This window comes from Methylobacterium sp. CM6247 (assembly GCF_054817925.1).
In genome coordinates, this window is the sequence record NZ_JBTXKX010000003.1 from 1609456 (window position 1) to 1627680 (window position 18225).

Genomic DNA, 18225 nt, shown 5'->3' on the forward strand with positions numbered 1-18225 from the left:
CCCGGAAGACGGCCGATCCTCCGACCGGAGCGCCGCACATGCCACGATCAACGAGGACGGAATGAACCGGGTTCTGGACCACTCGAAGAGCGGGGTCAGCGTCGTGCTCCGCCAGACCTACGAAGCCCAGACCCTGGGGTTCCTCACCGCGATCCTTCGGCATCGCCGGGTGATCGTCGGGCTCGCCGCCGCCGCCCTGGTGCTCGCGACCGCCATCTGCTGGTCGCTACCCGACAAGTACAGCGCCGAATCCCTGATCCAGGTCGATCTCAGCCGCGTCGCTGCCTCACAGGCCACGTCGCCGAACCAGCAGGCTGCGACCAGTCTCGACGCCGGGGCCATCGTCGAGAGCGAGGCGCGGGTGATCCGTTCGCTGGCCACCGTCAGACATGCGGTCGAGGACCTCAAGCTCCAGGACGACCCGGCCTTCGCGCGGGGGCCGGGCTTCGTCTCCCGCATCCTTTCCACGGTACTACCCGGATCGACGAAGGAGGCCGCCGATTCCATCGCCTCGGTGGAGGCGGTGACCCGCGAAGTCTCGCGGAACCTCACCGTGACCAACGACACGCGGGCCTACCTGATCAACGTGTCCTACAACTCGACCTCGCCGGAGCGTTCGGCGCGGATCGTCAACGCCGTGGTCGACGCGTATCTGCGCAACCGCCTGGAGATGGGGGTGGCGGCGGCCGAGCGGACGAGGACCTGGCTCGAGGAGCAGATCGGCGAGAGCCGGAGGGAACTCGAGAACGCCGAGGCTGCCGTCGATCGCTACAGGCGGCAGACCGGCTATGTGGAGGGCGGCACGCAGGGCATGAGCCTGCCGCAGCAGGAGGTGCGTGATGCCGTGGCCCACCTCGCCGCCGCTCGCCAGACCCGGATCGCCGCCGAGGCGCGCCTGTCGCGGGCGCAGGAGGTCTTCGCCGCCGGCGGCACTCCATCGGCGCAGGACCTTTCCGGCGCGCCCCTGATCCAGAGGATGCTGGAGAGCGCGGAATCGGCCACGCGGGAATTCGCCAACGTCGCCGCGACCGGACCGCGTCATCCGGCCTACCTGCAGGCCAAGGCCAATATCGAGGCCGCGCAATCGCGGCTTCGCGAGGAGATCAAGCGCGCGATCGGCAATCTCGAGAGCGACGTCAAGGCGGCCACCGCCGACGAGGCGAACCTCGCCGACAGGGTCGACGTGCTGAAGGCGAACCTCGTCGAGGGGATGGGGCAGGACGCCAAGCTGCAGAGCCTGCAGACCAACGCGGTGGCCATCCGCGAGCGCCTCAAGTTGCTCAGCGACGGCCATGCCCAAGCGCTGGCGCTCACGGGAATGAAGTCGTCGACCACGCAGATCGTCATGGCGGCCAAGCCCGTGACGGTCCCGTCGGGGCCGAACCGACTCATGCTGATCTGCCTCAGCGTCCTCGGGGCGAGCGGCGTGGGGATCGGCTACGCCGTGATGATGGACCGGCGCGACACAGGCTTCCGGTCCGATGCCGAGATCGCGCACGAAACCGCCCACCGCTGCCTCGGGATGGTACCGGAACTCACCGGCAGCTCGTCGACCGCCGAGGTCCGGATGTTCGACGAATCGATACGCCTCGTCAGCGCATCGCTCACCGGAGCCCGCGCTCTGGCCGAGCCCCGGGTCGTCATGGTGACGTCCTCGGTACCTGGCGAGGGCAAGTCGCTTCTCTGCATGGCGATGGCGAGTCTCCTGGCTCAGCGCGGCATCCGGACCCTCGTGATCGACAGCACGCCGCGCCGCTACGCGGAGGCCGACCAGCCCAGCCTCGAGGATGTCGTGTTCGGCGACCCGGCGGGATTCCCAATGCGGAACGACCCCGGCAGGGTCGTGGTGCTGCATCGCGCCGAGAACGGCGACTCGCACGACCTCTTCCTGACGCCGGCTTTCGAGAGTTTCATAGAGCGGGCTCGAGAGAACTTCGATCTCGTCCTCATCGAGGCTCCCCCGGTGATGCTGTCCATCGATGTCCTGACGATGGGCGGTCTCGCCGACGTCACGGTCATGGCCGTTCACTGGAACCGGACCCCGCGCGAGACGGTCCAGGCGGCGTTGCGGCGGCTGCAGGACAATTCCGTGCGCCTGCGCGGCCTGGTCCTGACGCATGTCAATCTGACGGAGCACAAGGACTTCCGCGTGGTCGACCAATGCTCCCACTACAACGATTACCGGGGGCATTTCGAGGAAGCAGGGTCGCATCACCCCCGCGGCAACCTGCTGCCGTCCAAGCTGTCCTCATAGGACCGGCCCAACGGGCCCGTTCCCTTTCTGCACGACTTCTTCTCGGCGGCCATCCAGCGGATGTCGATCATGGCTTCGATCATCATCGTGTTCACGCCTGTCGGCGGAGGCGGCGCGCCGCTGTCCCGCGCGGCCGTGGCCTGCCCGACGCCGTCGGCGGTGGAGCCGGCCGGTGCTCGCTAGAGTGCGGGCTGCACGGATCGCCTGGCCCCTGATCGATCAAGGCGTCGCGAGCCTCGGCAACTTCCTGTTCACGATCGCCCTCGCGCGGACATTGCCGCCGCAGGAATACGGTGCCTTCGCGCTGCTCTTCGGGATCCTGATGATCCTCTACACCGTCATGGCGTCGGTGCTGTTCTATCCGATGTCGGTCCTGGCCGATCCCGCGGACAGGGACCGCATCGGCGAACTGATGAGCGTGAGCTTCATCCTTCTCGTCGGCCTGTGCGTTCCGGCCGGTCTCGTCCTGGCCGTCACGGCCTTCCTCATCGGCCGGCCGGATCTCATCGCGGCCCTGCTCGTCTACTTCCTCGTCTGGCAGGTGCAGGAGGCGTTCCGGCGCTACCTGTTCGTGGAACTGCGCTTCGGAGCCGCCGTCCCCGGCGAGATCGTCAGCTATATGGGGCAGATCCTGATCGCCCTCTGGCTCGCGCTCCGGGGTGACCTGACCCTGGAGACCGCCCTCTATGCCATGACCGTCACATCGGCGGCGGCGGCCGTCCTCCAGGGGATACAAGTGGGGTTCTCCCTGCGCCGGCATGCGATGACCCGCATCCGGACCGTCGCCCTGGAATTCTGGCGCCTCGGCGGATGGGCGCTGGCGAACAACCTCTGCGCCGCCCTGCGGGTCCAGTTCCTGTTCTGGTTCCTGGCCGCCCTGTCCGGGGCCGCTCTGCCGGCGCTGCTCCAGGCCGGCTTCAACATCGTCAACCTGCTCAACCCGCTCATGATTGGGCTCGGCAACGTCATCCTTCAGGTCTCCTCACGGGCGCATGCCGGGGGAAAGGCGGAGGCATGGCGCGCCACCCACCCCCTCGCCCTGTCGGGGATGCCCATCGTGATCGTGTTTCTGGCGGCCATCGTGGCATTTCCCCACGAGGTGCTGGGCCTCATCTACGGCGCCTACTCGCCCTATGCGGACATCGCGACCCCGGTCCGGCTCCTTGCTATCGCGGCCCTCGCCGCGTTCGTGACGGACATCGTGTGCGCCTATTTCCACGGCGTCTCGCAAGCCAAGCAGGCCCTGATCGTGAACGCGGCCGGGGCCGTGGCGACGATCCCGATCGCCATCCCGCTCATCATCGGGTTCGGCCTGAACGGAGCCTGTATCGCCCTCTGCCTCGCCAACGCCGTCCGCCTCGTCGTACTGCACCTCCTCTTCACCAGGATGATCGCTACCGACACCGCCGACGCTTCCTCCGGCCGGGTGCGGGACCAGGCCGTCCCGGCCCGCTCCGCGGACGATCCGGGTGAGGCCATAGGCAACGCCGTGGCGTCACGCGTGGCTGCGCTGCCGGCCTCGAAACTGAGGCAGACCTAATCGGCGCTCACGCCGAATCCGGCCCCGCCGCAGACGAGTGCATCCGCCGGTGCCGAAGGGCCTCGCCGTACCTGTCCGACCAGCTTTTGCGAGGACTTCCATCCGGCCGACGCGCGAGGTGGGTCACTTCCATCCGAGAGCCTCATCGTCCGGCGCCCTTCGAGACCACTGCGCGCGCCTCGGCGGTTTGGACATGTAGACCTAACGCGCCGACAGGGAAATCGACGCTGGTTCCGTCCGATGCTTGGCCTCGGCGCGTTCGGCGGACGCCCGCCGTCGCACGGGCGGCGGGTGATGAGTTCCCTCACCTCCGTCTGGTCTCAGATGAAGGGGCCGATCAGTCGTTCGTACTCGGCCTCGGCGAGACCATAGCTGTCTCCGGCCAGTTCGACGAGCTTGAGCCGGTCACGGATCGTGATCTGCCCGCGCCGCATCACGATCATGCGCGTGCGCTCCAGTTCGTGCAGGGCGACGGTGACACGCGGGCGGTGCATGCCGAGCATCAGCGCCAGCATCTCGTGAGTCATGACCACGCGGCCCTCATCGAGCCTGTCGCTAGCCAGGAGGAGGCAGAGCGCCAGGCGTTCCTCCACCGAATGGTGACGGTTGGCCAGCGCCATCTGGCTGGTCCAGAGGATGACGACCTGGACGTAGCGCAGAAGGATATCACGCAGAGCACTGCTCTGAGCCATCGCCTGGCGCAGGGCGCCCGCGCCGATCCGCAGGGCCCGGCCCGCCACGCGGACCTCCACAGTGAGCGGCGTATGCTCGATGCCAAGCACCAGGGCGGTGCTGACCATGCCGTCGCGCCCGACGACGGCGATCTCCACGGTGCCGCGTTCGGCGATGGCCATGGTCACGGACGCTAATCCGCTTTCGATGAAATAGGCGTGCGGGATGGGTTCGTTGGCGATGACGATCCGCTCGCCGACGACCAGAGCCACCTCCTCCAACTGCGGCAGCATCTGGTTGAAAACCTCGATGGGGAGCGCCCGCAGGAGACGGTTCTCGACCAATGGTGCCTGGAGTGGCTGGAGTCGTGAGTTCATCAATGACGCTCCGCCAAGCATCTCGCCTGTACTTTCAAGGAAATCGAAATCCGCGTAGGCGGGAGCTAGTATTCTGCAGGGTAATGAATAAAATTCCAGTACAATAATGCAATATTAAGTACTATAATTTCTGTAGTAGAGCAATTTGTTTCAATGTGTTTGCAGGTGCGCCGCGTGTCTGAGCAGTTCGGGTGTCGAGGTGAAGCTGCGATACCGATACGTCCGAGGAAGTGTCCGGTGCCAGCCTGTGCCGATGTGGGTTCAGTAAGCAGTTGGCGGATCGCCGTCTCGGCATCGACGAGCCAGCGGCATCCGGGGCGAGCCGGTCTTCGCTGGGAAGAGTCTGCGTCTTGGATCAGCGCGGGGGGAGGGCGCCCGGTTCGGGTAGGACAAGGCTCGTCCTGATCGATGCCGTCGGCGGCTCGCGACGCACATCGATGATGTCGCCTGGCTGGAGGAGCGCCCGCTCATCGGCCTCGAAGGTTTCCGTCCGCTCTCCTACGGTTCGCGTGATGAAGACCTTTCGCGCCGGGGCGCCGGGGCTGGCGGCACCGAGCGTGCCGCCGGATTGGAGGCGCGCCTCCCGGATCTCGCGGGCGCTGGGCAGCTGCATCTCTACTTCGGTCAGACGCGTGGTGACGTCCTGCAACTCGGTGAGGATTCGGCGATGATAGGTGTCGGTGAGTTCCTGCACCCTCAGTCCGAGATCACCGATCGCCAGGTCGAGCCGGGCGAGTTCGGAGTTCAGCCGAGCGATCGTACCCTTGTTCCGGGCCTCCTCCCGCTGCAGCTCGATGCCTTGGTATCGTCGTGCCAAGCCATTGCTGATGAGTTTCTCGTAATCTTCGAGATGGGACTGAATCAGCCGGAGTTGGGTTTCTTCCGCCTTCCGTTGCGCCTCGACGCCGCCGATCTCGGCCTCGATCCGCGGTTTCTGCGCTCGCAGCATCTCCGCGGATTGCACGAACGCACTCCGCTGCGCCTTCAGGATCCCGCGTTCCTCCGCAAGCAGGCGGGAGAAGCCCTCGTCGTGCCCGCTGCCGCGCGGTGGCGTGAAGTCCTCCCGGTCGTGTCGTTGCGCCTCCAGCCTCTCGCGCCGGAGCATCAGAAGGCGCTGGGTCGCCTCCAGCACACGGACGCGCTCGTCTGAGCTGAGGAACTCCGTGCGTTGGCCGATCTGCGCCTGTTCGGGCAAGGCGAAGCCGCCGGCCAGGGCGATGCCGCTGAGGACCGAGGCGCCGTAGCGGAAGGGATAGCTCCCCGCCACGCGCACGTCGCCGAGGAGGTAGATCGGCCGCATCTCGGTGATGCGCAGGCTCACCACCGGCTGCTGCAGAAAGCCGTCGGCCAGATGGCTGACGATCTGCTTCTGCGCCTCCGGCAAGGTCATGGCGGACACGGAGACTTCACCCACCAGGGGTAGGAACAGAGCGCCGCTGCCATTGACCACGAACTCGCCCGACAGTTCGGCCTGCCCATAGACCGATAACCCGACCCGGTCGCCGGGCGCCAGGCGATAGGTCGAATCCTGGGCCAGCGCCGCCCCGCCGAGGGCGACCCATAGGGCAAGCGCTGCGATGCGATGGGATACGCGCCCGGAGCGCGTCCGCTGATGCTGTTTCATCCTGGATCAACCGACCGCTCGTCTCGTGAGGCCCATCCCGCACGTTCGCCGATATTCTAAACGTCGGGAATTCGAGCTTCGGCATCGCCTTTCGGACAAGCTAGGTTCTACGACGAGGTAATCCTTTCGAAAATACGTATTCATGCGACGGAAAAACAGTTATTCATAATCGATTTCATACGATTATTCGATAGTACTATTCCTTATTCGGGGAATGTGATTGTCAAATGCACCGGATGCGCCACTTGTAGTCAACGGTCATTGCCCGCCATGGTTCAACAACGCTCCGAGTTCCCCGGCAAGGGAGCGGTAGGGCGAGATCACCGACGGAACGCTCATTCAACGCCCGGACGGGACCGTCGTCAGTCCAGGGAATGAGCCGGAGGGGCACCGACAATGAAGCGCATCCTCGTAACGGGTGGGGCCGGGTTCATAGGGTCTCATCTCTGTGGAAGGCTGATCAAACAGGGAAATGAGGTTCTCTGCGTCGATAATTTCCTGACAGGTGCGCGCTCGAACCTGGATAAGCTGCTCACGCATCAATCTTTCGAGCTCCTTCGCCATGACGTGACGTTCCCGCTCTATGTGGAGGTCGACGAGATCTACAATCTCGCCTGTCCGGCTTCTCCGGTTCACTATCAGCGTGACCCCGTTCAGACGACGAAGACCAGCGTGATGGGCGCGATCAACATGCTTGGCCTGTCCAAGCGCCTCCATGCTCGCATCCTCCAGGCCTCGACCAGCGAGGTGTATGGCGATCCGGACGTTCATCCGCAGCCCGAGGGCTATTGCGGCCATGTCAGCATCGTCGGGCCGCGGGCTTGTTACGACGAGGGCAAGCGCTGCGCCGAGACGCTGTTCCACGATTACCGGCGGCAGCACCGGATGTCGGTGCGCGTCGCGAGAATCTTCAACACTTACGGACCGAACATGCATCCGCAGGATGGTCGGGTCATCTCGAACTTCATTGTCCAAGCACTGACGCATCAGCCGATCACGATCTACGGCGACGGGTCCCAGACGCGCTCGTTCTGCTACGTGGACGATCTCGTCGAAGGCTTGCTCCGGCTGATGGCGGTGGATGAGGAGCCCGGCGACGCGGTCAATCTCGGCAACCCTTCCGAGATCAACGTCCTCGCTCTGGCCGAACGCATTGTACAGCTGTGCAATTCGCGCTCGACCATCGAATGCCGACCCTTGCCGCAGGACGACCCGAAACGGCGTTGCCCCGACATCTCCCGCGCCCGCGAGAAGCTGAGATGGTCGCCGCGTGTCGATCTCGACACCGGTCTGGTGCGGACCATCGCGTATTTCGAAGCGAGGCTCATCCAGAAAGGTTCGCCGATTCACGCTCTGCGCGAACTGGCCCGTTCTGAACCCCTGACGCAGGCCGTGTGATGACCGAGGATCTCTCGCCGACCGGCGCCGACCTGAGTCGCTGGGCGCGATCCGTGCTCCCAGCGACTCACCTGCACCACGCGGTCGAGGCGATGGGGGGAGCATCGCCGGCCGCGGTGGAGCACCGGGAGTTGCCCCGCGCCGAGGTTCTCGGCCTTAAGGTCAGCGCGATCACCTTCGCGGATGCCCTCGCTGCCATCGATGCCTTCGTCCGCTCGCGGACGCCGCATTACGTCTGCATCACCGGCGCCCATGGGGTGATCGAGAGCCGGAGCGATCCGCGATTGCTTGCCATCCACAACGCGGCGGATCTCGTCACGCCGGATGGCATGCCGCTCGTCTGGATGTCGCGGTTGCTGGGCCACAAGGCGACCGAGCGGGTCTACGGCCCCGACCTGATGCGTGCCATCACGGGCCTTTCTCCGGCCCGCGGCTATCGACATTTCTACTATGGCGGAGCGCCCGGCGTGGCCGAGGCGCTGAGCGCACGCCTTCAGGACGCGCATCCGGGGTTGTCCGTGGTCGGAACGTGCTGCCCTCCCTTTCGCAGCCTTTCGCGGGAGGAGGACGAGGCAGTGGTGGCGCAGATCAATGCCGCGCAGCCCGACATCGTCTGGGTCGGCCTGAGCACGCCCAAGCAGGAAAACTGGATGGTCTCGCATCTTGGGCGCATCGATGCGCCGGTGATGATCGGCGTCGGCGCCGCCTTCGATTTCCTGGCAGGCACCAAGCGCCAGGCCCCGGTCTGGATGCAGAAGCGGGGCCTCGAATGGCTGTTTCGTCTCGTTACCGAACCGAGGCGGCTCTTCGCCCGCTACATGAAGATCGTACCCCTGTTTCTTTTGCTTGCCGCCGGCCAACTTTTGAGGCGCTGGTTCGCTGCTCGCTTCCGGGCGGGAGCCTCACCGGCGCCTCATCGTCCCGGGTGATGCCTGCTCCTGCGCCGTGCCGGGTTTTTAGCCCAGACGCGACGGTGTCCCGCCTCCTCTCGTTCCAAGGCCGGCATGGCCTCGCGCTTCCGGAATGGCTTCCCATGAGCACCACCGACAGCATCGTTCTCGTGGGCCCTACGGTCGAGCGTACCGTGCCGGTGCGAGCAGAACTCCGGCCGGGACGGCGGCGGGCAATCGTCACCGCCGTTCTGGTCGGAGGCGACCTGTTCTTTTCCGGATTGGCCGGTCTGTTTCCCCAACTGATCACCGGCTGGCTACCTGCCGAGCATTGGCTTGGATCGTCTACCCCGGTGCCGATTCCCCCGGTCGCTCTTGTGTTCGTCCTGGCGGCGTTCGGGCTCTATTCCAGCTACGGGCCGAGCCCGCCGGAGCGGTTCCGGCTACGCGTTCTCGGTATCGGAATCTACGCGATCAGCTGCCTGCTGGTCGCAAGCGCTCTCGGGACATCCGCGCGTGGCGTCGCCGATATCGCGGTGGTGTCGGCGCTCCTCATCGTGATCGGGTTCTATGGCGAATCCGCGCTGAGGAGCGCACTGATCCGCTGGAAGCTCTGGGGGGCTCTCACCGTGATCGTGGGGGCCGACACTGCCGGACGCGATCTGGCCAATACGCTCCTCGCCCAGCCGGAATTGGGGTTCCGTCCGGTGGGCTTCCTCGTCGAGCATGGACAGGAGTCGATCCGGACGGAGGGACTGCCCGTCCTTGGCGGCATCGACGAGAGCCCGGCGGTGCCCGCGGAGGTCTTGCTGTTCTCGTCCTGCGCGACCCTTGCCCTGTATGATGGGAAAGGCACGGGCCAGCTTCCCGCTCCGCGCACCGTCCTGGTTCAGCAGATCCACGAGTTGCAGAACATGTGGGTCCAGGTTCAGCCCCTCGGCAGCGCCATCGGCCTGGAGATCCGGCGCGAACTTTACCGGTCGCGAAACCTGGCCCTCAAGAGGGTGATCGACTGCACGCTCGGAGGGATCGGCCTGATCCTCGCCCTGCCGGTGATCGCGATCCTCGCCGCGACGATCCGTGTGCTCGATCCCGGCAGCCCGTTCTATGTCCAGATCCGCGTGGGACGGGACGGGCGCCCAATCAGGGTCTTGAAATTGCGGACCATGTATTCCGACGCCGAGCGCCGGCTGCATGCCCATCTCGAAGCCTGCCCGGCCGCCCGCGAGGAATGGAGGCGCTTCTTCAAACTCTCCGATGATCCGCGAATCTTGCCGAAGATCGGGAACTTCATCCGGCGAACGAGCCTGGATGAGCTGCCTCAGCTCTGGAATGTCGTGCGCGGCGATATGAGCCTCGTCGGCCCGAGGCCATTTCCCGCCTATCACATGGACGGGTTCGATTCCGATTTTCGAACTCTTCGCACCAGCGTCCCGCCCGGGCTGACTGGCCTATGGCAGATTTCGTCGAGAAGCGACGGAGATCTTGGGGTCCAGCGTAGCCAGGACACCTATTACATCCGCAACTGGTCACCCTGGCTCGACTTATACATCCTGCTCGCAACGGTCTCGGCCGTCCTTGGCGCCAAGGGTGCCCGGTAGCTTCCCAACGTCGTGACACGGTCATGTCCTTCGCTTTCGTCACGACTTTGTCTTGATGGTGCGCTTGCCGTGAAGTTGATTTCCTTGAAGCAGGCCCTTGCGTATCTGTGATCTAATTGGTCGAATGATCATCCCATTCGATGCGTTGGCGTTTTTCGGGCCATAGAAATATACATATCAACCCGATGCTGCCGAACACGGACACAAGGGCGGAGATCCAAAATATGATTTCCAGCAAGGCACCCTCCGGTGCTGCAGTGGCACCGGATATCTTTTGCGGATGATGGATTGACTGTCAATTGCCCCGCGAATTCTATGGTGCCACGGTTGAAGTCTAGGAGGGCTAGTGACCATAGTCCTGGTTAGGACTGATTTCGCCAGTTCAAGCTTCAGACGATTGGGGGGCGGTGAAGTCACCGGACGGACGGGCAGCGTTCGCCACCGCCTCGGCCACGAATTTCGCATGGCCCTTCGCGCGCAAGTCACAGGCGGGGCAGGTGCCGCAGCCATAACCCCAGGCATGGCGCTGGCCACGCTCGCCGAGGTAGCAGGTATGAGTGTCCTCGACGATGAGGTCGACCAGCGGCGGGCCGCCGAGATCCTCGGCGAGTTTCCAAGTCTCGGCCTTATCGATCCACATCAGCGGGGTGTGGAGTACGAAGCGTCTGTCCATGCCGAGATTGAGGGCCACCTGAAGCGCCTTGATCGTATCGTCGCGGCAATCGGGATAGCCGGAATAATCCGTCTCACACATGCCGCCGATGATGTGACCGAGGGATCGCCGGTAGGCGAGAGCGGCGGCGAAGGTGAGGAAGATGATGTTGCGGCCGGGCACGAAGGTGTTGGGCAGCCCCCCCGCTTCGAAGGCGATCTCGGTGGTGCGGGTGAGGGCGGTTTCCGACACCTTTCCCAGCGCATCGAGCGAAATCGTGTGGTCGCGGCCGAGACGTCGGAACCAGCCTGACTTCATGCCGGCCATGCTCTGGCGCAAGGTCGCCCGCCGGTCGAGCTCGACCTTGTGGCGCTGGTTGTAGTCGAAGCCGAGGGTTTCCACCCGCGGGAACCGCTCCAGTGCCCAGGCTAGGCAGGTCGTGGAATCCTGCCCGCCGGAAAACAGGACCAGGGCGCCTTCGTCGTTCATCGTCAGCCTTCGTATTCTGCCCAGGACATCGGGGTCTCCAACACCTTGACCGAAGATAGGCCGGGCAGAGCCGGCTTCGTCCGATGCCAGATCCAGGCCGCGATGTTCTCTGCAGTGGGGTTCTCGAGCCCCTCGATCTCGTTGAGGCAGTAATGGTCGAGCTGGAGCAGGATCGGCGCGAAGGCATGCTCCACATCGAAGAAGTCGATGACCCAGCCAGTTTCGGCATCGACCTCCCCCGAGATCGTCAGCTCGACCCGGTAGGAATGCCCATGCATGCGATGGCAGCGATGGGTCTCCGGCACGTTGGGCAGGCGGTGCGCCGCCTCGAAGGTAAAGGCTTGGGTGATCTTCATCGACTGACTCTGGGGTTCCTCACGCGCTGACGTGACCGGTTCGGGATTACGGAATACCGATGATCTTGTGGGTCTGGAGCGACAGCCGCCAGCGCGCGTCTCGACGGCAATACTCCACCGCAGCCTGCGTATGGGCAACCCGGTCCGGCCCGTCCATGGGCTGGAGCCAATGGTGGCGGAAGCCGAGGGTGGCAAACAGATCGGGCATCGCCGCAGCCTGCGGATAGACGAGTTTCAGTTCGTGGCCCGTAGTCTGGACGAGGGCGTTGCCCGCCTTCGGGCTCACGCAGATCCAGTCGATCCCCTCGGGGGCCGCCAAGGTGCCGTTGGTCTCTACCGCGATCTCGAAGCCGCGCGCATGCACCGCCGCGATAAGTGCGGCGTCGAGCTGCAGCAACGGTTCGCCGCCAGTGAACACCACGTAATGATGGGAGGCGCCGCCCTCCCAGGTGGCGGCGATGGCGTCGGCCAAAGCCTCCGGCGTCGAGAAGCGTCCGCCGCCCTCGCCGTCCATGCCGATGAAATCCGTATCGCAGAAGGTGCAGGCGGCCGTGGCGCGGTCCTCTTCACGGCCGGACCAGAGATTGCAGCCGGAGAACCGGCAGAACACCGCGGCGCGGCCCGCCTGGGCCCCTTCACCCTGAAGGGTATGGAAGAGTTCCTTGACCGCGTAAGCCATCGATTCCTCGGCCGATCTCCTTGTGGAACCCGTATGGAATTCCGTCCCGCGATGGCGAACGGCCATCCTCAGCGCCTGAACGCGGTGAGACAGCCCATAGACTCACCGCCGCTCCGAGGCCATGGCGCAAGGCCCAACACATCCATGCACTTACGGCAACGTCGTTTTATGCAAACCGTGCGGCGCACCATGATCCTGGCTGCGCCGCCATGCTGTTGCCACGGAAACAGCGTTGGTACCCTTGCCGGATCTCTCCTATGGGGAACGGTCGAGAGCACGATCGACGATTGGCATCCCTCGCCAAAGCTCGGCCGTTGCGCTAACTTTTTCCGGACGCACCGGCCGTTATGGCGTCGGAGCGTTCCCAGCCGAGACAGGCCCGATGTCGAACCGAGTGTTGAGCCGCGTTGTCCTTGGTCTAGCGGTCGCGGCGGGACTTCTCGGGTCGGGTACTGCTGGCGCGGTAACCTCGCCTATCCTGGTGGTCGAGGTCGATTCGGGCAAGGTCGTCTACGCCCAGGGCGCCACCGACCCGTGGTTCCCCGCCTCCATCACTAAGCTGATGACTGCCTACGTCGCCCTGGACATGGTGCGGCAGGGTAAGGTCTCCCTCGATTCCCTCATCACGATCTCGCCTGCCGCGGCCGCGGAGCCGCCTTCGAAGATGGGGTTCCGGCCGGGAACGAAGCTGACCCTCGACAACGCCCTGAAGATCATCATGGTCAAGTCGGCGAACGACGTGGCCTGGGCGATCGGTGAAAATCTCGGCGGCTCGGTCGAAGGCTTCGCCGCCATCATGAACGAGACTTCCGCCCGAATCGGCATGCATGAAAGCCGCTGGACCAATCCGAACGGCCTGCCCGATGCGCGGCAATGGACTTCGGCCCGCGACATGGCAGTGCTCGGACGAGCGCTGATCCGCGATTTTCCCGAGAGCCGCGCGCTATTCTCCATCAGCGCCATCCAGTTCGGCAAGTCGATCATGGCGAACCATAACGGCCTGCTCGGGCGCTATGCCGGGGCCGACGGCATGAAGACCGGATTCATCTGCGCGGGTGGATTCAACGTGGTGGCGAGCGCCACTCGCAACGGTCGCCGTCTCATCACCGTGGTGATGGGCCAGCCCAGTGCGCGCGAGCGCGACCTGAAGGCCGCCGACCTGTTCGACCACGGGTTCAGCCAGTCCGCCGGCTGGACCGCCCAGACGCTCGATGCGCTGCCATCCTCGTCCATCTCCGAGCCGCCGGATATGCGTCCCTATATCTGCGACAAGCGTAGGCCGATGCCGGTCGACGAAGGGCCGGGGGCCATCGCCTCGCAGGCCGGCAACGAGAACGCTTCGATCCTGGCCGCCGCGGCACCCGTGGGCTCGGCCCTGGCCTTCGCCACTTTGAACAATGGCTCGATGAAGGGCCGCGCCCTGCCGCCGCGCGCCCCGCTGCAGCCCATCCTGGTCTGGATCGGCCGCGATCCGGCCGAAGGTGCCATTGCCCTGAACGAGCAGGCCGAGGCGGAGAAAGCCGAAAAGGCCGCCAAGCTCGCCGAACTCCGCAAGGCCAAGGTCGAGGCTGCGAACGCCAAGCGCGAGGCATCCAGGCTCACTAGGCCGGACGCGAAGTCAAAGGCTGCGAGTGGAAAGGCTGCCGTGCCTGCCAGCGCCAGCGCCTACGCTCCGGTGGAAACGACGCCTGTCATCGCAGGGGGCGGAAAGCCGTCGACCAAGGCTGAGGCCGGGAAGAAGCCTGCTGGAAAAGCCGTTGCCAAGCCGGGCCAAAAGACGTCGGATAAGCCCGCACCGAAGGTTGAGGCCAAGCCCAGCGCAAAGCCTGGCGTCAAGCCTGCAAAAAGCGCCGCCAGGACGTCGGGTAACAATAAGACGTCTGCTGCCAGTTCGGCCGAGGATTGAGCCGGCGGCGTTGCCGGGGTAGGGCGGGTTCATGCCGAATCCTTCCTCGACCGCTCCGGTAGACACCGCTTCCCGTCGTCCCGAGCCGATCCCACTCACGGTCCTCACCGGCTTCCTCGGGGCCGGGAAGACCACGCTCCTCAATCGCATGCTGCGCGATCCGGCCCTGTCGGACACCGTGGTCATCGTCAATGAGTTCGGCGAGATCGGTCTCGATCACCTGCTGATCGAGACGGTGGACGAGGACATGATCCTACTCAGCGCCGGGTGCTTGTGCTGCACCGTGCGCGGCGACCTCATCGCTACCCTTGAGGATCTGCTGCGCAAACGCGACAACGGACGGATTGCGCCGTTCCGCCGGGTCGTCATCGAGACGACGGGCCTCGCCGACCCGGCTCCGATCCTCCATGCCCTGATCTATCACCCCTATCTCGCCATGCGGTACAGGCTGCAGGCGGTCGTCACGGTTGTGGACGCGATCAACGGCGCAGCCACACTCGACGTTCATCCCGAAGCCCTGCGCCAGGTCGCCGTAGCCGACCAGTTCATTCTCGCGAAGGAGGATCTCCTCTCGGGTGGCAGCGAAGCCTTACGCGCCCGGCTTCATGCCGTGAACCCGATGGCGCCGATCCACGGCTCCGACATCGCTCCGACCGATCTGCTTGGCGGGTTCTTCGGCCTCGATGGCAAGAGCGAGGGGGTCCGGGCCTGGCTCGGCGCTGAAGCCTTCCTGGATCACGATTCCCATCATAGCCACCACCATCACGACGTGAACCGGCACGATGCCGCGATCCGCGCTTTCACACTCACCAGCGACGTGCCGGTAAAGCGGGCGGCTTTCGAGATGTTCCTCGACCTGCTGCGGTCCGGACATGGCCCCAAGCTCCTGCGCTTGAAGGGGCTCGTCGCGCTTGCCGACGAGCCGGATCGTCCCGTGGTGGTTCACGGTGTCCAGCACGTGATCCACATGCCGGTCCAACTCGCCGCTTGGCCCGACGACGACCATCGCTCGCGTCTCGTCCTGATCGTGCGCGATCTGGAGCCCGCCTTCGTCACCGGCTTATGGGATGCCTTCCTCGGACGGCCGAGAATTGATGCGCCCGATGCCGCAGCCCTGACCGCCAACCCCTTGGCGATCCCAGGGGCCTGATCCATCAGAAATCTCCGCCAAGACCGTCCCGTTTCAGGAATAATCGGGCGGCATTCGATTTGATTCTATATACCATGCTTCGCCGCGAGGCGAAGAATTCTGTCCCGTTTCGGGACGGATCGGTAGCGGGATCGCCGAATGAAACAGGGGCTGAGCATCATTGAGGGCGGGCTGCTCATAGAGGCGGGTAGCATCGGGGCGGATCAGGAACCGGCGGAGTGGCACATCGACCTGCGGCGGCCCAACCTGGTGGAGCCGATCGAAGCCGAGGCGTGGCGTGCATTGCTCACTCGCATCCGCTGGCCGGAACCGATCTACGCGGATCCCGACTACCTGCTTACGGCTGCCGTGCACCAGTCCGGCGGCCGTGACTTGGTCTTTGCCTTTGCCTGGAGCGGGTCGGGCGAGCGCGCTCGCCTACGCGGCGTCATTCCACTCGCCATGCCGCACGGCCTGTGGGGCAATGGTCGGGTACAGGCCTGGTATCCGCCCGGTCCGGTTCTCGCGCCCACCATCGAACCCGGCTTCCTCAATGAGGTCGAAGCCGCGTTGCGGGCCGCGATCAAAGCGGTCCATCCCCGCTCGACCCTGATCATGGTACCGTCTCCGGCCGCGCCCGCACCGAGACAGGCGGCCCTTCTCGCACAGCCGGTGCCTGCGGAGGTCGTTCCAGCTAGGGATCGAGTCAGCATCCGCCTTGTCGGACCTTGGGCCCGTGATGGCGTTGAGATCGAGCGCATCACCGAACCCCGCAGCATTCGCGATGCCGTCGAAGCCTATCTCTCTTTCGATGCGCAGGTGTCTGGAAACCCCATCGTCGCGGATCCGTCCGCCTCGTCCATGGTCAGGGTGGTCACGCGGCGCTTCGCCCAGCGTCGCCAGACCAGCGTCGATTTCGCGCGCAAGGACGGCGTCATCGTCGCGGCAGCCCTGCGCCTCGGCGCCGGTCCGGGCTCGATCGTGTGGCGCCAGGCCGAAGCGCGAGCGGCCTGACGCGATCCGCCGGATCGTCCGGCCCAGTTGATGCCGAGGGCGAGACCCGCGACGTCGATCGTCTCGAGAATCGACGTTCGTCTCTTGGAACGGGCCCTATTCGTCCTCGCCGAACTTGTTGGCGAGGAGGTCTGTGATGGCCGCCAGGCACGCCTCGGCATCGCTGCCCGATGCCACCACGGTAATCGAGGTACCCTGTGCCGCGCCGAGGGTGAGCAGCCCCATGATCGAGCGCCCGCCGACGGTTTCGCCGGAGCGCGTCACCGTCACTGCGGCCTCGAACTTCTCCACGGTCTGCACGAACTTGGCCGAGGCCCGCGCATGCAGGCCTCGCCGGTTGATGACCGGGAGAACCTTCAGGTGGCCGCCATCGGGAACCGGGACTTCGGCCTCGGCATCATCGTCGTAAGCGTCGCTCATGGGCCTGTGCCGTCCCTGTCGCCGGTGCGCCAACGGTAAGCCCGAGGCGACCGGTCCGATCCTCGTTCAGTGATGGCACGGCCGCGCCGAGGAAAGGCCGCGCGAAATCGCCACGCTTGCCTGATAGGCCGACAAGGGATGTTTGGGAAAGTCCGATCGTCTCGCGGAAGTGTTATTTGCCGGCGAGGACGCGAGACGCGACGTTGATGTACTTACGACCCGCTTCCTGGGCATGAAGCACCGCATCGCCCAGGGGCTCTGCGTCGCGCACGCTGGCAAGCTTGATCAGCATCGGGAGGTTGATACCGGCCACGACCTCGACAGTCCCGCCATTCATGCAGGAAAGGGCCAGATTCGACGGCGTCCCGCCGAACATGTCGGTGAGCACGACGACGCCTTTGCCGGAATCGACGCGATCCACGGCGGAGACGATGTCGAGCCTGCGCAGCTCCATATCGTCCTCGGGACCGATCGTGATCGTCTCGATCTGCTTTTGCGGACCGACCACATGTTCAAGGGCAGCCTTGAACTCCGTGGCGAGCAGCCCGTGGGTGACGAGCACCATTCCAATCATAGTTACGTGTTCCGACACCCAGTGGGAGCCGCCATTTTGTGCAGCGCAAGGTCGGGCGCAAGACGAGAGTTGCGTTCTCACGCCTCCTAGCCCCCTGATCATGTCATGTGGGTCGTCGCCACGCTACATGGGAGAGCCGAATTCGCATGAGACGGTGCTGAGGTGCGTCCATGGGGCAACGCTCGCCTGCTCGAATAGGGTATCGATGACGATTCCCGGCGCCAGCCCCCGGTCGCGAATGCTGCGGTCCAGCATGATTCGGCGAATCGCCACGCCGATGAGATCGACGGAATTGACGGGCGCTTCGGGCAACCGAGGCAGCGTCTCGACGAGATCGACGACGAGCCGGATCACCGCCGCATCCGCCAGAGGGAGTGCGCGTGCGAGGCCCAGGCCCCGGACTTCGATGAGGCCATGCAGGGCCGGATGACCGTGCGCGACGATGCGGTCGTGATGCCGATCGAGCCCGATACGGTCGTCGCCTACCAGCGCGGCATAGGAGCCGTTCTGAATAGCCCGGTCGAGAAGGGCGAGGGCCAAGCTCGATTTACCGGCCCCCGATTCGCCCCTGATCAGAAGCCCCGCCTCTCCCATGACGAGGCAGGTGGCGTGGATCGTGACAGCCCGCGAGGAAGTTGGCCGTTCCACGG

At 65.0% G+C, this 18225-nt stretch carries 16 protein-coding genes; 8 read left to right on the plus strand and 8 right to left on the minus strand.

The features are described from left to right. Nucleotides 1-61: 61 nt before the first annotated feature. Both ACYQOP_RS08435 and ACYQOP_RS08440 read left to right on the plus strand, forming a co-directional pair. Nucleotides 62-2254 (plus strand): GumC family protein, encoded by a 2193-nt coding sequence (locus ACYQOP_RS08435; RefSeq protein ID WP_461222073.1) that lies wholly within the window; start codon nt 62-64, stop codon nt 2252-2254. A 172-nt stretch (nt 2255-2426) separates the two neighbouring features. After that, complete coding sequence (locus ACYQOP_RS08440; RefSeq protein ID WP_461222074.1) at nt 2427-3794, plus strand: lipopolysaccharide biosynthesis protein; 1368 nt, start codon at nt 2427-2429, stop codon at nt 3792-3794. A 320-nt stretch (nt 3795-4114) separates the two neighbouring features. Here ACYQOP_RS08440 and ACYQOP_RS08445 read toward each other — a convergent pair whose 3' ends face one another. Continuing rightward, a complete protein-coding gene (locus ACYQOP_RS08445; protein WP_056422411.1) occupies nt 4115-4843 on the minus strand; it encodes a Crp/Fnr family transcriptional regulator in 729 nt (242 codons plus the stop codon). A gap of 355 nt (nt 4844-5198) precedes the next feature. Then, nucleotides 5199-6467: a polysaccharide biosynthesis/export family protein gene (locus ACYQOP_RS08450; protein WP_461222075.1), complete on the minus strand. Its 1269-nt coding sequence runs from the start codon at nt 6465-6467 to the stop codon at nt 5199-5201. 396 nt (nt 6468-6863) lie between these two features. On the opposite strand from ACYQOP_RS08450, the gene ACYQOP_RS08455 reads away from it, so the two are divergent. The 3 genes from ACYQOP_RS08455 (at nt 6864) to ACYQOP_RS08465 (ending at nt 10356) form a co-directional block, all read left to right on the plus strand. Beyond that, entirely contained in the window at nt 6864-7865 is a 1002-nt protein-coding gene (locus ACYQOP_RS08455) for a UDP-glucuronic acid decarboxylase family protein (RefSeq protein WP_056422405.1), read from the plus strand. Next, complete coding sequence (locus ACYQOP_RS08460) at nt 7865-8794, plus strand: WecB/TagA/CpsF family glycosyltransferase (protein WP_461222076.1); 930 nt, start codon at nt 7865-7867, stop codon at nt 8792-8794. The genes ACYQOP_RS08455 and ACYQOP_RS08460 overlap by 1 nt, the downstream gene beginning before the upstream one ends. 104 nt (nt 8795-8898) lie before the next feature. Beyond that, on the plus strand, nt 8899-10356 hold the full coding sequence (locus tag ACYQOP_RS08465; protein WP_461222077.1) for an exopolysaccharide biosynthesis polyprenyl glycosylphosphotransferase: 1458 nt from the start codon (nt 8899-8901) through the stop codon (nt 10354-10356). 382 nt (nt 10357-10738) lie between these two features. Here ACYQOP_RS08465 and queC read toward each other — a convergent pair whose 3' ends face one another. The 3 genes from queC to queE are packed head-to-tail and all read right to left on the minus strand — an operon-like array spanning nt 10739 to nt 12532. After that, nucleotides 10739-11497 (minus strand): 7-cyano-7-deazaguanine synthase QueC, encoded by a 759-nt coding sequence (gene queC, locus ACYQOP_RS08470; protein WP_461222078.1) that lies wholly within the window; start codon nt 11495-11497, stop codon nt 10739-10741. Nucleotides 11498-11499: 2 nt separating this feature from the next. Next, nucleotides 11500-11853 (minus strand): 6-carboxytetrahydropterin synthase QueD, encoded by a 354-nt coding sequence (gene queD, locus ACYQOP_RS08475; RefSeq protein WP_056422399.1) that lies wholly within the window; start codon nt 11851-11853, stop codon nt 11500-11502. Nucleotides 11854-11899: 46 nt separating this feature from the next. Then, nucleotides 11900-12532, minus strand: a complete 633-nt coding sequence (gene queE / locus ACYQOP_RS08480) for a 7-carboxy-7-deazaguanine synthase (protein ID WP_461222079.1) — start codon at nt 12530-12532, stop codon at nt 11900-11902. Between the two features lie 382 nt (nt 12533-12914). On the opposite strand from queE, the gene ACYQOP_RS08485 reads away from it, so the two are divergent. The 3 genes from ACYQOP_RS08485 to ACYQOP_RS08495 all read left to right on the plus strand — a co-directional run bounded on the left by ACYQOP_RS08485 (nt 12915) and on the right by ACYQOP_RS08495 (nt 16581). Further along, complete coding sequence (locus ACYQOP_RS08485; protein WP_461222080.1) at nt 12915-14438, plus strand: D-alanyl-D-alanine carboxypeptidase family protein; 1524 nt, start codon at nt 12915-12917, stop codon at nt 14436-14438. Between the two features lie 31 nt (nt 14439-14469). After that, nucleotides 14470-15588, plus strand: coding sequence for a CobW family GTP-binding protein (locus ACYQOP_RS08490; protein ID WP_461222081.1), 1119 nt, complete (start codon nt 14470-14472; stop codon nt 15586-15588). Nucleotides 15589-15726: 138 nt separating this feature from the next. Beyond that, entirely contained in the window at nt 15727-16581 is an 855-nt protein-coding gene (locus ACYQOP_RS08495) for a GNAT family N-acetyltransferase (RefSeq protein WP_461222082.1), read from the plus strand. Between the two features lie 96 nt (nt 16582-16677). On the opposite strand, the gene ACYQOP_RS08500 is transcribed toward ACYQOP_RS08495, so the two are convergent. The 3 genes from ACYQOP_RS08500 to ACYQOP_RS08510 form a co-directional block, all read right to left on the minus strand. After that, a complete protein-coding gene (locus tag ACYQOP_RS08500; protein ID WP_207412194.1) occupies nt 16678-17001 on the minus strand; it encodes an HPr family phosphocarrier protein in 324 nt (107 codons plus the stop codon). 172 nt (nt 17002-17173) lie between these two features. After that, complete coding sequence (locus tag ACYQOP_RS08505) at nt 17174-17575, minus strand: PTS sugar transporter subunit IIA (RefSeq protein WP_026597351.1); 402 nt, start codon at nt 17573-17575, stop codon at nt 17174-17176. 123 nt (nt 17576-17698) lie between these two features. Beyond that, on the minus strand, nt 17699-18223 hold the full coding sequence (locus ACYQOP_RS08510) for an HPr kinase/phosphorylase (protein ID WP_461222083.1): 525 nt from the start codon (nt 18221-18223) through the stop codon (nt 17699-17701). Between the last annotated feature and the right edge of the window lie 2 nt (nt 18224-18225).

Coding starts and splice junctions, on each gene's coding strand:
- ACYQOP_RS08445 (WP_056422411.1), bottom strand. CDS start 4,843: ATGAACTCACGACTCCAGCCACTCCAGGCACCATTGGTCGAGAACCGT.
- ACYQOP_RS08465 (WP_461222077.1), top strand. CDS start 8,899: ATGAGCACCACCGACAGCATCGTTCTCGTGGGCCCTACGGTCGAGCGT.
- queC (WP_461222078.1), bottom strand. CDS start 11,497: ATGAACGACGAAGGCGCCCTGGTCCTGTTTTCCGGCGGGCAGGATTCC.
- ACYQOP_RS08460 (WP_461222076.1), top strand. CDS start 7,865: ATGACCGAGGATCTCTCGCCGACCGGCGCCGACCTGAGTCGCTGGGCG.
- queD (WP_056422399.1), bottom strand. CDS start 11,853: ATGAAGATCACCCAAGCCTTTACCTTCGAGGCGGCGCACCGCCTGCCC.
- ACYQOP_RS08505 (WP_026597351.1), bottom strand. CDS start 17,575: ATGATTGGAATGGTGCTCGTCACCCACGGGCTGCTCGCCACGGAGTTC.
- ACYQOP_RS08435 (WP_461222073.1), top strand. CDS start 62: ATGAACCGGGTTCTGGACCACTCGAAGAGCGGGGTCAGCGTCGTGCTC.
- ACYQOP_RS08455 (WP_056422405.1), top strand. CDS start 6,864: ATGAAGCGCATCCTCGTAACGGGTGGGGCCGGGTTCATAGGGTCTCAT.
- ACYQOP_RS08490 (WP_461222081.1), top strand. CDS start 14,470: ATGCCGAATCCTTCCTCGACCGCTCCGGTAGACACCGCTTCCCGTCGT.
- ACYQOP_RS08500 (WP_207412194.1), bottom strand. CDS start 17,001: ATGAGCGACGCTTACGACGATGATGCCGAGGCCGAAGTCCCGGTTCCC.
- ACYQOP_RS08495 (WP_461222082.1), top strand. CDS start 15,727: ATGAAACAGGGGCTGAGCATCATTGAGGGCGGGCTGCTCATAGAGGCG.
- ACYQOP_RS08485 (WP_461222080.1), top strand. CDS start 12,915: ATGTCGAACCGAGTGTTGAGCCGCGTTGTCCTTGGTCTAGCGGTCGCG.
- queE (WP_461222079.1), bottom strand. CDS start 12,532: ATGGCTTACGCGGTCAAGGAACTCTTCCATACCCTTCAGGGTGAAGGG.
- ACYQOP_RS08450 (WP_461222075.1), bottom strand. CDS start 6,467: ATGAAACAGCATCAGCGGACGCGCTCCGGGCGCGTATCCCATCGCATC.